Source organism: Rickettsiella grylli, assembly GCF_000168295.1.
Lineage (GTDB): Bacteria > Pseudomonadota > Gammaproteobacteria > Diplorickettsiales > Diplorickettsiaceae > Aquirickettsiella > Aquirickettsiella grylli.
Genome location: NZ_AAQJ02000001.1, coordinates 818,028 through 831,398, shown reverse-complemented (window position 1 = coordinate 831,398; position 13,371 = coordinate 818,028). Strand labels below are relative to the sequence as shown.

Genomic DNA, 13,371 nt, shown 5'->3' with positions numbered 1-13,371 from the left:
TTTCTCTCATCAGTTACACAAACACAAAGAAACAGTTTATAAACGATATGGACGATGCGTATTTTTGCAATCGCTCTCGGATGATGTTATTTCTTTAAAATTATTTTCAATCAGTTGGCTTAATGGATGATAAAACTGACCCAGTTCAGCATGTGCGACTTCGGGATATTTCGTTTTTAATGCCTTTAAATCGTGAAGCGTAAATTCCTTTTTTAAGAGGTCTTTAAAGGCTTGAGTGGCGGATTCAAGTTGTTTATTCATGTGTTTTTTTAGCGGGAAAAAGCCTGAGCAGTACCGTAAGGTCTTTTTATCCCAAGCGATCTTATAAAAATGGTCAACGAATAGTTCGTTATGAAGATAAAGTGTTTTTTGAATGATTGCATGATCGTGGATTAAGAAGAATGTTTTGCAAATAAATTGTTTAAAAATAGCATTGTTTTTTAATTTTCCAAAATAATCAAGTGTGTCATTGAAGAAATTTAAAAAATGAATAGCCGAATCAGGCTGATAGTTCAAACTCAGACGTAATAAATTTCTTTCATCCTTTTCATGGATAAGTAATAATTGTTCTAATTCGTGATAAAAGCTATCGATGTGCTGACGGATAAAATTTAAAATAATTTGAGTACTTTCCGGTTGAAAGCGAGCAGCAAGATGCAAACACGTGTATCCATTTTTATTTTCCTGAAAAATAATTTCTTTTACTGTTTTTTGTGTGAATCGATTCGCGATAAACGTTAAAATGAGTTGGAGGCTATCCGGATTATTAAAGGATGCGCCTAAACTATTCCAACCATTTTTATTTTGTTGTAAAAATATTTTTTTCAAGGTGTTGCTATCAAAAATTTGAGTTTGAAATTGGATAAAATCAAAAATAAGTTTGAAAGCCTTGGGTTGATAATGAGTCGCTAACATGAATGCATTATAACCTTCAACATTTTGTATTAAAAATAAATTTCTTATCGCTAAATAATTCCGTTTAAATTGATTTCCTTGGAAAAACTGTAAGAGTAAGGCAAGGTTATTAGGTTGATGAACGGCAGCATGTAAACAAATTCTTTTCGTGTTAGAGCGGGGTAAAAAAATGGATCGTAATAAAAAGCTAGGATCAATATGGTGACTATGTTGATATAAAAAATTTAAGTAACTGCGTAGTGTATTTGAATAGGATCGTGCGCCCCAATATAATAGATCCCCGATGGAATCGTTTAAAACGAGTTCAAGCCATTTTTTGTTTTTAGAATCGTTAAATTTTTGATTAATAAAATCTAAATAATGATTAATCTCATTTTCTGTTTGATAACGCACTAATAGCGTTAAAAAATTTAAATGAGAATAATGATCTGGATTAAAAATTTTTTCAATTGCATTTTTGTCAAAATAAGCTGAGTTTTTTTTAAAAAAATCAAGAATAAATTTTAGAGTGTTGGGTTGATAACGCGCCACTAAACTCGTAAAACAATGCCCATAAGACTGTTTAATAAGAAATAGTTTTACAATTTTTTCTTTTTCAAATCGATAGATGTGTTGATTTAATAAATTCAAAATAAATTGTAACGTTTCTGCATGATATTGCCCGGATAACATTAAAAGGGTAGAACCCTCCGCGTTTTGGATCGATAACAAATCTAAAAATAATTGATGTGCGTTTAGTTCATTAAAAAATAAAAAATTAAAAAAATAGTTGATTATTTCAGGTCGATAGCGGACTGCTTTTAAAAGAAAATAATGATTAATAACAATGCCTTCTTTGGTCGACGTATAAATTTTTTGAAGAATGGTCGATTTATTTTGCGTAAAAAAAAGAATATAAGTGAGGCGAATTTTTTTAAAAAAAGATGTTTTATCGTCAAAACAATACGATTGTTGTTTTAAATAGGAAAAAAAATTATCAATAGAATTAACTATAAGAGGATTTTGTATGAGTTTACACCAATACTCCGGAAATTTATTATAAATGAAGCTCAGATCCTCAAGCAATGCATCATCATTTTTTTCATTCAGATAATAATAAATACATTGATTTTCGGTGGCTAAATTCGCTTTCTCAGGAACTAACGCGTGATAATAAGCATAATCGACTAAAGTGACTATTTGAGGCTCAGTGGTAAAATAGCCTTCACGGTTTAATTTTTGAAAAAAAAGCTGTCGTATTATTGGCCAATTAATATCATAGATTCGTGTGGGCTCACCGAATTCATCAACCTTATCCAGAATAAAAAAAGGAGAAAATGGATGATGCGTTTCAATAGGATTATCGTTTAAGAAAATGTGTATGATATCCCGCATTTCTTCTGCGGGGCCGATGGCGTAACCCGTTTCTTGAGGCCCACAATAACGTTGTTGACTTAATAGCGCTTCTAATTGTTCGGCGAGTAAAAAAGGAATTTTAAATGCGGTGTAGTGTATTGGAAATTGATTTTTGAGATATTCTCGAATAGTGATGCCCGATAATAAACTTTTATAAGGATCATTTTGAAAAAACGGTTCTATTGCAAGACCTTCTTTTTTAGCAATACGATGGACCCGATTGACAACATGGACTTGGTAGCATGTATGAACGATATCTGCGAAATAAGACGCAATCGTTTGAACGATGCTTTTTCGTGCTAAATATAAGAGTTGATCGAGATTTTGAGGAACGTCCAGTAAATGGACCAGTTTGTTTACACGAATATGAAAGCCTGGGGTACATAATTGGATATCTTCGGTTAATGCAATGAGTATTATTTCAACCCATTTTTTTTCGAGAGGGCTACATTGTTGATTGAAATTGCCTATAATCCGATGATAAAGAAACGCTAATTGATTTTTCAACAGGCGTTTAAATGGATAACGAGCATCAGGGCCAATATGTTTAAAAAAGATATTTTTTTCGAGCGATGGATTTATTTTTCGACATTCATTTTCTAAATCAGTCAACCATGTTGTAGTCAATTCTGGTATTTCATTCAACGTGGCGGTTAATGGCGGTGTGTTTTTAAAACATTGATTGAGATTTAAAGCGGGATCAAAAACATATGTCGTATTGATTAATCTTACTTTTTTTAAGAAAACATACATTCGTTTAATACGTATAATCGAAATCAATAAAAAGGCCGCATTGTAAATGAATTTTTTATTTTTTAAAAGAGCGTGTCAATTTTTAAAGAAATTAACGTTTTAGCATGGGCGTTCTCATTTTATAAAAGAAGTCTCATGACTTTGGAATAGTCTACAACGTGAATTAATATCATTTTTTAACGAACTATTTTTGGGAAGGGATTTTGAATATTAAAGCGAAGGTCATTGAAACCAAAAAAGCAGCAACAAACATGGTGAAACTAAACGCGGTGACATACGATATAGTCATTGTATGTTTTAACCAGGCTAGATTTTCTACCGATAAATGATTGACAGCACGCATTGCGTGTTTGGATTTCGCTAATAAACCATCAATTTGAGATTCTTTAAGTGAAAAAGAATGCATATAATGTTTTAAACGAAAACTGAGTTGCCATTTATTGACACTGCTGAGCAACCCAGCTAATACTGCTAAACCCATGGACGTTCCTAATTGCCGAGCACCATTGAGTAAGGCGCTTGCTATACCACGCTGTTGGGTACCCACTATAGTCATTGCGGTGGCCATGATTCCCGATAAGATGAGTGGCATGCCAATACCAAAACCGAGAAAACCAGGCAATAAAAGAACATAACGTTGATGATGACTGAAAATACCGATCCAAATAAGACTTAAAATAACGAGCAACGCCCCCCAAGACATGGGTTTTTTAGGTCCATAGCGATCGCGTAAATGACCACCGATAGGTGCCATAAAAATAAGCGGTAACATGGCCGGTAAAAGAAATAAGCCTGCTTTTAATGGCGTGTAATGAAGTATATTTTGTAAAAAGAGAGACCAAAATACAAAGATAATCCCCACCGATTGAATCATCAATAAAATGCTAAATAAAATAGAAAAAGTAGAATTTTTAAAAAGATCTAATTCGACAAAAGGATGATGATGGTGAGTTTCCCATACAATAAAAACACCAAGACTTATGAAACTAAAGAATAATAAACCCACAATGGAGGGAGAAGTCCATCCCCAATGAGAGCCTTCCATAAAGCTTAATACAAAACTACTAATAAAAAGTGTGGAAATAAAAAATCCTAACCAATCGATATTTAATTTTTCAGTACGTGTCCAACCGGGAACAGAAGCAAAGGCTAAAATAATACTGATTAATGCAATGGGAACATTAATCCAGAATACTGCGCGCCAATCAAAGAATTGTGTTAAAAATCCACCTAATAAAGGGCCTAATGCAAGAAAAATGGCGGCCAGAGCGACATACATGCCCAACGCTCTGCCTCGTTCTTTATCGGGAAAAGCATTCGTGATTAAGGCATTCGTTGAGGGCATCATTAATGCCCCTCCGATACCTTGTAGGCCACGTAAAAGAATGAGCCAACTGCTCGAATGGGAGAGCGCACAGCCAACCGATCCCATTAAAAACACAATGACACCCAATAAAAAAGCCCGTTTATGGCCCCATCTATCACCAATTTTTCCACCCAGTAAAATAAAAGTGCTTAAGGTTAATAGATAAGCGTTGATGACCCATTGTGTGAGACTACTCGTGAGATTTAATTCCCGTTGGATAGCCGGTAAGGCGACAACCAAGGCGGTTTGGTCAATAAATATCAGCGACAAGGAGGTGGACATGGCAAGAAGTATCCACCATTTACGATTATTTTCAGTCAACTTCAGCATACTATTTCTTCTTAGCCTTTAAAAATAGACTATTATTTTATTAAGAGTAACGCTTTTTTAAAAGCGAAATAACCGCCCTCATAGAGCGGAAGGAGCAATTATGCGTATACTCATAAGATTTGGTTTATTAATTGCATTACTTGTTCTATTCTTAATGATGCACGGCGATAGTTTTGCCGCGCGCGGGTGGTTATTACAAAGCTTATGTAATGATCCTAGGCTCTACTGTTTAGTCGTCGCGCGAGGAGAGACGTGGTATACCTTATTTCCTAATCCACAACGCCGCGCATTAGTTCAACGGATTAACCGTATGAATACAGGTCTTTGGCCTGGAATGAGAATTGCAGCACCCCGCGATCTCAATGCCATTAATTGGATGGAGTATACACCATTTTCACCGTATAGAACGCCTTCGGGTCGAAAAATGATTGTTTATTCACCCGCTTTAAATGCCTGGGCGGCGTATGGTCCTTCCGGAAATATTATTCGATGGGGCCCCGCTTCCAGTGGACAAAATTGGTGTTCTGATTTAGGCAGGCCGTGTCATACCCCTTCAGGACAGTTTAAAATTTATGACAAACGGGGTCCGGGTTGTCGATCAACTAAATTTCCTAAACCCTACGGGGGTGCACCGATGCCTTACTGTATGTTTTTTAAAGGTGGGTTTGCGATGCATGGTTCTCGCGGTGGTGTACCGGGTTACAATGCAAGCCATGGTTGTGTTCGTTTATTTGTTGATGATGCCTATTGGCTGAATAGAGAATTTGCAGATATTGGTACACGGGTCATTATTTTACCTTATCCACCTTCGCATTCGCGACAACGACAGGTCTATGAGGAGGATGACGACGATGATGATATAATCGGAAACAATGAGGATTTCGATTTTTTTAATAATCAAATTGCTGACAATACAGAGCCCCTAAAATTAGATGATTATGCACTGGATCAACATGAAAAAAATAATGAACAAAATGAAGCTGAACTGAAAAAAATTGAAGAAGCGATGACCCATTAAATTCCCTTGGTGATTGAGACAATAAAAAGAAAAAACAAGCAGGATAAACATGAAACGAATAGACTTCAAAAATTTTATAGCCCCATCTTTGAGCGGTGTGGACAGGCACCTTTTTTATTGAATTTAGACGCATTTAATTATGTCTTTACCCACGTTGTTGGATCAATTTTTACCTTGGCTTAATCATTATGGTAGTTTCGCTATTTTTATTTGGTTTGGTCTTGGGATTTTTGCCTTGCCTATTCCTGAAGAGTCCTTATTATTATTGCTAGGATTTTTAGTGGCGAAAGGAAAACTGGCTATTTTTTCAAGTTTTATAGCCGCTTTTGCAGGAAGCTGTTGTGGAATTACAGGAAGTTATGCCTTAGGTTTAGCAACGGGACATTATCTGAGCCAAAGTTGGGGTCGGTATATCGGTTTAACTGAAAAGCGTTATCAGAGTGCTCACCAGTGGTTTGAACGTTTTGGCAAATGGGCGTTGGTTATCGGTTATTTTATTCCGGGTGTGCGTCACCTGACAGGTTATGTGGCGGGCGCATTAAAGTTACATTTTCGATATTTTGCGTTCTTTGCTTATTTCGGGGCCTGTTTATGGGTGATTTTATTTATGAGCATGGGATATTTTTTTCACAATCATTGGCCTACTGCTGCTGAAATCTTACCCCACGATTGAGTACTTGACTAAAAAACGGGTTATCAATTTTTTATTCCTGGAAATCAATAGAATGCAAAACAGTATAAACCAAACGAGTCCATGTTTAAGGATAATATTCACTTTCAATCGTTTTTAATGGAGAAGCATTAAACTCCCATGCGCACCACAGTGCAGTCAATGGAAAATATAAACCACAACAAATTTTTTTGGGTTTATCGTGTAAAAAAGCGCGCGCATAACCGTTTAATTGTTCTTGATGACGTTGTTTCGCTTCCTTTAAAAAAAGGTCCGGTTGATTGCCTTGATAATTCGTTGTTTTATAGTCAATAATCCAACGACTACACGTCGCAGGATCAATAAATGTGCGATCAATAATAAAATTTTCACATTTTCCATGAAGGATGACGGTGATCGCATATTCTGATTCAGCCATCCAGTGCTGTTGACTTAAAATCCAACGTGCACGCGGGCACGCGATGACTTTTTCGAGGCAACGCTTCAGTGTTATTAAAACGTTAGGTATCTCTGAATCCAATAATCCATAGTGCGCCAACAAGCCCGCCAACAGGGTTTGTGACTGATTTATTTTTTTAATCCAGTGTTCTAAACCGTCCTGACTGATTTGATACAATAAACGGTGAATTACTGTCCCAAATATACGTTCGGTATGAGAATGCCAGTGATAGACAACGGGTTGTGATGGCATTGTTGTGGGGATTTCGAAGGATTTCATGGGTGAAACGGGTGATTGCCAAGTCGCGGGTAAACGTTTTAACACAGTTTGAGTGGTGCTGTTTTTTTGATTGACTCTCGATTTGGAAACGCTTAATAAATGTTCTGACTTAATCGACAAAATGGGCCATAAATGATGGAGTAGCGATTGTTTATCCGGTGATTGAAGTTTTCCGGCGCTATCTTGGGTAAAGGTACCGAAGAGATGTAAAGATTTTTTAGTACGGGTACAGGCCACATAGAGTAAACGAATGCGTTCCGCTTGATTTTTTTTCTGTTCTTCAGCGAGTAAATAATTATAAATGAGGTCAGGTTCTTGAGGATCGATGGGAATAGGTGCCAGTAGAAAATTTTTTTGATGTAAAACCGATCGTTGTTCGCTATAGAGTAATAAAGGATAAGGCTCAGGACGATTTGAACGATGTAAGCCGGGTAAAATAACATGATCAAATTCTAAACCTTTGGCTTTATGTAAAGTCATAATTTGCACGGCATGTGTGTCATGGGATGTGCTTTGCGTGTAGAGGGTTTGCAATTCTTCATGAATCCTTAAAAAATCAAAAGAATCACCTTCAGTTTTAAGCTTAGTCGCTAAAAAATTGAAATAAGTTTCTATGTCATCCATTTCCTCCCAATGCGATAACGTGGTCGGTCCCCCTAAGTACAACCAGGTTTGCTTCACCCATTGAGGGAATGAAACACGACCTTGTTGCTGTAAACTATATTTTAAAACGGGTACGATGCGACGGAGGCGCTGTTTAGTCTTTAAGCTGAGCGGGATTTTTTCAAATTCCTTGAGCTGTTCCCAAATCGTTGTTTTTTTGTTTTTATCATTCCATTGTATAATCTGATAAAGATCACGGAGTGATAATCCGCAGTAGGGTGACCGTAATAAGGCAAGCCAACTGATCGAGTCACCGAAATGATGAAGTGCACGGGTTAAACTTAACAGATCTTGTAAGGCTGATTTTTCGGCAAGACTATCAATTTCGAGCGCTTGATAGGGGATTTTCGCTTGACGCAAGCGAGGTAAGATAGGGTGTAAATGACTGCGTGAACGAACTAAAAGTGCAATGGAGCCTGAAGGATCTTCCCGTTTGATTTTTTGAATCGTTGTTACAATCTGTTCGGCTTCTGCAATTTCCCCCAAAACGGAATCCTCAGCGAGTTGCCAATAGGTGAATACAGATTTTTCCGCTTGTGAGGAACACGTGTAAGCGTCTGACGGAGAATAACCAATGGCATCGATTGATCGATTCGGATTGTCTGGTAATAATTGACTGAAAGAGTGGTTGACCCAATCGACGATACCGGATGTGGAACGAAAATTAACACGTAACGTTAACGGTTGAAGGGGGAATGAACCAATTCCCCGTTGACGAACCTCTAAAAATAAACAGACCTCCGCTTTCCGAAACCGATAGATGGATTGCATGGGATCACCCACTAAAAATAAGGTACGACCATCTTGTTTTTCCCAACCTGTAATGAGTTTTTCAATAAGACGTAATTGTAAAGGAGAGGTATCTTGAAATTCATCAACCAGTAAATGTTGAATGTGATAATCCAAAGCGAGTGCGAGATCCGTAGGATTTTCTGGATGGCCTAAAGCCGAACAGGCAGCGAGTAAGACTTCCGTGTGATCGACTTTCTTCTGCTGTTGAAAAACAATTTTTAGGTGTGCCACTAAAACAGGTAATAATTCAAAGAGTGATTTGAGAATCTTCCATTGTGTTTCGGTATAATGAGAGGGTGGTGCGTGTTTTAAAGCAATGAACGTTTCTTTGACGCCCGGCTGTTGGCTTAAATCATGAATTAAATCCAATAGTTGCGATTTTAAACGGTTTATTTCTGTTTTTAAGATTTTATTTTTGCTCGTTGCATCGATTGTGAAGCCTTCTGCTTTCCCTAAACGTTGACGAAACGTATCTTGAGCGGTTAATACCAAATGACTTGCGGCGTTCCAAAACGTTAAATCATCATGCCGCTTGAGGGGCGAACGTTGACGTTGTTGCAATGAAAAGTTAAGTAATTTCAAAAGTTTTTGTGCATCATGGGGATTAATCAGCTGATTTAATTGTTTAACATTGTTTTGGTTCAGATCCCATAGTGATTGTTCTAACGTTTTACGTAAGTCATCAGGGGATTGTAATAATAAGTAATCCAGCCATTGTTCACGGCGTGCTAAGAGTGGAACAAGCAAGTTTTCGAGCCGTTGAAAGTCGTTGTCCAGATGGATGAGTAATTGATTTAAAGCACTAAACCACGTTACTTTCTCATCTAATGGGTTAAGAAATTCATGGATCGCTAAACGATAGAGCCATTCTGGATTATCAGTGGGTGTCCATTGTTCGCTTAAGCCGGCCTGTAAAGGCATTTGTCGCGTTAATGATTGACAAAAACTGTCAATGGTGAGTATGCGTAACCGATTCGGGTGACTTAATAAATTCCACTCGAACGTTTTATTTTGAAGTAATGCTTTTTGAGCGAGAAAATGACGTTCCTTATCTTTATCCTGGACGGCTGTGATGTTTTTCTCGTGGGCAACGGTTAAAGCTGTCATAATGCGCAAGCGCATTTCGTTGGCGGCTTTGCGAGTAAACGTAATCGCAATAATGGCTTCTGGGTAAGGCACGCGCGCTAATAACGTCAGATAACGACGGACTAATAATTCTGTTTTTCCAGAACCTGCGGGCGCTTGAACAATAAAGGATGTTTTGGGGTCAAGTGCACGTTGACGCTCCAGTGCATCGGCTAATAATTCAAAGGTTGGTTTCATCATTTAATGGCACCAAGCGTGGATGGTTTACGCGACAAAGCAATTGCAAATCACACTGTCGACAGGTCGTCGCGCCACGTTTTGGGTGAATGTGGTTAACGCCTTGCTGAAATTCTAACGCCAGTTTTTCCAAAGAAAGCTGCCAATGTTTCAGTAGATCGGACCAATGATGGAGCGCGTGTGACGTTTTTAGTTTTTTTAAGGGCGTTAATGGCTTTAATGACGTTTCTTCTTCAGAGAGACCTTTTAACGTAATACGATTACGATGACAATACCACACTGAAAAACTACGCACTGTTTTTGGGTCACTTAAGCAATACAAAGGTAATTGAGGATAATCACAGCGTTCGTCCAACCAATCTATTTTCTGTGGTCGGCTCGTTTTATAATCGATAATCATCGCGTCGTTCCCATCAAGTTTGTCGATTCTATCGATACGCAATGACAAAATGAATGGACCTAATTTTAAATGTTGTTTTTTTTCATGTTGAGTCTCGCTGAAATGAGGTCGTTGTTTTTCTAAATCAATGAGTGTGCTTAATAAAGAAGAGAGACGTTGTCGTTCAAGCGTTGCAAAATAAGTTTTGAAAATAATCGGGCGTTTTTTGCTCCATATCTTTAAACAGGTGTTGATCGCATCATGGATATGTTGATTGAGTGCGTGTTGGGTTAATGACAATAACGTTTCTTGATTTTTTATTTTATTCCAAAATTGTTCTAAAACACGATGAAAAAGTATACCTCGTTCGCGCGCATCGAGCCCATTATTTTGTGGGAAAAAAGGGTGGGTACGTGCTTTTAAACGCCAGCGTGCAAACGCTTGAAATGGACACGCGGCTTGTGATTGTAAAAGTTGAGTACCTGAGATGAAATTATCCTCGGTGAGGGCGATACATTCATCGCTATAATATTCCCATTCTTGACTTTCCATTATTTTTTTAGCCATCGTGGAATAAGGGGGAAGATGGAGATCATTTAATTTGATTTCCGGTAAGGATTGAATGAAAACACTAGGGCGTAGCGTTTCATCGAGATGTTGTTTGGCAGTGCTAAAAATAAGTTTTTTTGCATGAGCAGTTAAATTTTTTGTTAACATGGCTGCAAAATAATATTCCCGTTCACTGGATGAAGACGGTATAGGTTGGCCGCGTTGTAACGCATAAGGAATAAAGGGATTCGGTTTCGCAGGAGCAGGCCACGTTTTATCATCAAAACCCATGACCCATAATTCATCAAAATACATCCCTGCGGCATCCAGCAAACCGAGCACTTGAATGGGTGGATCATCATGTAGCGTCTTCATTTGAAATAACGTATTTGCAATGTGACAGCGTAGGTGCCGTAAAGCAGTGTCGTGTGAAATTTCGCCGAGAATAAAATCTAAGCCGGCAAACGCGGTTAATAATTCAGACCAGCAGTCTAACAATTGATATTCTTCACGGATGAATGGTCGGTCTCCAGGCCAAGAGAAGGCGTGAAGTTTTTTAACAAAATACGCGGACCAAAAACTAGGTTTTGCTAAAAAATGACACGTGTACTTTTTAATTAAACCAAGTAACGTTTTCAAGGAACGACTTAAAATAAAACAGGTTTGTTCTTCACTTATCGTGATAAGTTGATTTAAACTCAATCGATTTTCAGCACCACGTAAGAAAATATCAAGAGAAGCACGCGGTGATTGCTCGCGCTGAAATCCACCGATATAAGGGGAACGGAGTAAGGAATGAAGAGATGAAAAAGTATTGATCGCTTTTAAATCAAGAATGAGTAGTGCGGTTTGGATAAGCCCAAATTCAAGTAATGGATTTCCTGCAGCAATGTTAAACGGAGGGGGATCGATAGAATGAGGTGCACACTCCGTAAAAATATCTGTAAAAATAGTCAATAAATGGGTTCGTCGTTCCACTAAATGAGGAATAAGGCAACCAATGTTTTTTTTAGATTGTTGAAAGGATTGATAAGCCCAAAGCGCCATCGTCTGATATTCTGTTTCTTTATCCGGTAAAGAAATACGATATTGTTTGGTTTTTGGATAAGTGGGTGCGTAATGATGAATAGAGCAACCTTGATCGTTTAAGACGCGAAGTAGATTTTTGTATTGTGGATTTATTTCATTAAATCCAATTAAAAAAATGCGTTGCGGTGGTTTTAAAATTTTTTTATGAAATAAGCACATCAGGTGATTAAGGGCGCTGGATAGGTCAATGTAAGCATGACTTTCACAATAATGAACAAACTGTTTAGCCCAGGTTTGCCACGCTTCTGTTTCGTTGCATTGCTTGAAAAAGGGTGATAAGTAATCCAGTTGAGTTTGTTGTATCAGATGCCACGCTTTTCGAGCGTTTTCGGCTGTATTCGCAATATCTAAAAAAAAAGAATGGGATGACTGAATAACAATATGCCATGCGCTATATTCTTGCAATTTATTCAGTAAACGTAAAGGGAAACCCATTTGCTCGATAAATTGTTTTTCCCAAAGTGTTTCTAACCACCGTGTAAACGTAAAGATTTTTAGTGGGAGCCATCGTTGTTTTTTTTGTTTTTCTTGATAATGCGCATAAGCTTTGTGTAAAAAAGGGATGAGACGTTTATTGCCGGTGAGTAATAAATCATTCGGATTTAATGCTCTAAAAAGCGTGTTATAGATTTCCATGATCTGCCTATTGACAACGTTAAGAATGTTCAGACTTTTACACAAGTTCGATTCAATTTAATTTATTCTCTGTCATCTTAACACCATTAAAAGTAATTTTCGGGTTGACAGGAGATAACTAATTGAAAAAATGACGTTTTTTTCTTTTGTTTAAAGCTTGTACAAATTGTAACGATGACTTATAAATCAAGGTTTTTATTCGCTTCCCCCAACTCTGTCCACAATGTTATTCACAGAATCTGTGAGTAAGCATAGATTTGTCCGTATAATGCTTAAATAATGACCCGTTTAAGCCAGAAGAAAGTGATCATTCAACGTGAAGGATAAATTTGATATTTTTTTAAAGTAAACTATACTGATGACTCTATGGCGAAAGCCAACCAAGTAAAGGGAGCTTCCGTGTTTTTAAGAGGTATGGCCTTCGTTTTTGCTATAGCTTTTATTGTATTGGGCGTGTTAGGATTTATCCCAGTACTGACACCCTATCATAAATTGTTCAGTTTTTTTTCAACGGGTATTTTATTGAACCTTTTTTACGTACTGATTGGTTTGTTTGCTTTATCTGCAAGTAGTTCAGCTTTTTATGCGCGTTTGTTTTTTAAATTTTTTGGGTGCGTGTTCGCTGCACTTGCCATTTGGAGTTTCGCGATGAATGGCAATTTGGGTATTACCCATATTAACCTTTCCGATAGTTTTTTCTATCTTTTAACCGCGATTATCGCTCTTTATTTGGGCTTTACGAGTAAACTACCTCGGCGTCTTAAATTTTAGTTTA

General features: G+C 37.4%; 7 protein-coding genes. 3 read left to right on the top strand and 4 right to left on the bottom strand.

Translation table 11 applies throughout. The annotated features are described in order from the left end of the window. Window positions 1-36 precede the first annotated feature (36 nt). Together RICGR_RS03875 and RICGR_RS03870 are read right to left on the bottom strand one after the other, a co-directional pair. A complete protein-coding gene (locus RICGR_RS03875) occupies window positions 37-3,063 on the bottom strand; it encodes a hypothetical protein (RefSeq protein ID WP_006035411.1) in 3,027 nt (1,008 codons plus the stop codon). 184 nt (window positions 3,064-3,247) lie between these two features. Further along, complete coding sequence (locus RICGR_RS03870) at window positions 3,248-4,759, bottom strand: MFS transporter (protein WP_006034918.1); 1,512 nt, start codon at window positions 4,757-4,759, stop codon at window positions 3,248-3,250. A gap of 100 nt (window positions 4,760-4,859) precedes the next feature. Here RICGR_RS03870 and RICGR_RS03865 point away from each other — a divergent pair, with 100 nt between their 5' ends. Beyond that, window positions 4,860-5,777 carry a L,D-transpeptidase gene (locus RICGR_RS03865; protein ID WP_006035216.1) on the top strand — a complete coding sequence of 306 codons (918 nt, stop codon included), beginning with the start codon at window positions 4,860-4,862 and terminating at the stop codon, window positions 5,775-5,777. 139 nt (window positions 5,778-5,916) lie between these two features. Next, window positions 5,917-6,450 carry a DedA family protein gene (locus RICGR_RS03860; RefSeq protein WP_006034802.1) on the top strand — a complete coding sequence of 178 codons (534 nt, stop codon included), beginning with the start codon at window positions 5,917-5,919 and terminating at the stop codon, window positions 6,448-6,450. Between the two features lie 85 nt (window positions 6,451-6,535). Here RICGR_RS03860 and RICGR_RS03855 read toward each other — a convergent pair whose 3' ends face one another. Further along, entirely contained in the window at window positions 6,536-9,946 is a 3,411-nt protein-coding gene (locus tag RICGR_RS03855) for a UvrD-helicase domain-containing protein (RefSeq protein WP_050764013.1), read from the bottom strand. After that, window positions 9,927-12,596 carry a PD-(D/E)XK nuclease family protein gene (locus RICGR_RS03850; RefSeq protein ID WP_006035141.1) on the bottom strand — a complete coding sequence of 890 codons (2,670 nt, stop codon included), beginning with the start codon at window positions 12,594-12,596 and terminating at the stop codon, window positions 9,927-9,929. The genes RICGR_RS03855 and RICGR_RS03850 overlap by 20 nt, the downstream gene beginning before the upstream one ends. 366 nt (window positions 12,597-12,962) lie before the next feature. Between RICGR_RS03850 and RICGR_RS03845 the strand changes: the two genes are divergently transcribed. Then, window positions 12,963-13,367 (top strand): DUF4383 domain-containing protein, encoded by a 405-nt coding sequence (locus tag RICGR_RS03845; RefSeq protein WP_006035751.1) that lies wholly within the window; start codon window positions 12,963-12,965, stop codon window positions 13,365-13,367. Window positions 13,368-13,371: the final 4 nt, after the last annotated feature.

Excerpts from the sequence above, each read along its gene's own strand:
- RICGR_RS03875 (WP_006035411.1), bottom strand. The coding sequence starts at position 3,063 with ATGTATGTTTTCTTAAAAAAAGTAAGATTAATCAATACGACATATGTT.
- RICGR_RS03870 (WP_006034918.1), bottom strand. The coding sequence starts at position 4,759 with ATGCTGAAGTTGACTGAAAATAATCGTAAATGGTGGATACTTCTTGCC.
- RICGR_RS03865 (WP_006035216.1), top strand. The coding sequence starts at position 4,860 with ATGCGTATACTCATAAGATTTGGTTTATTAATTGCATTACTTGTTCTA.
- RICGR_RS03860 (WP_006034802.1), top strand. The coding sequence starts at position 5,917 with ATGTCTTTACCCACGTTGTTGGATCAATTTTTACCTTGGCTTAATCAT.
- RICGR_RS03855 (WP_050764013.1), bottom strand. The coding sequence starts at position 9,946 with ATGATGAAACCAACCTTTGAATTATTAGCCGATGCACTGGAGCGTCAA.
- RICGR_RS03850 (WP_006035141.1), bottom strand. The coding sequence starts at position 12,596 with ATGGAAATCTATAACACGCTTTTTAGAGCATTAAATCCGAATGATTTA.
- RICGR_RS03845 (WP_006035751.1), top strand. The coding sequence starts at position 12,963 with ATGGCGAAAGCCAACCAAGTAAAGGGAGCTTCCGTGTTTTTAAGAGGT.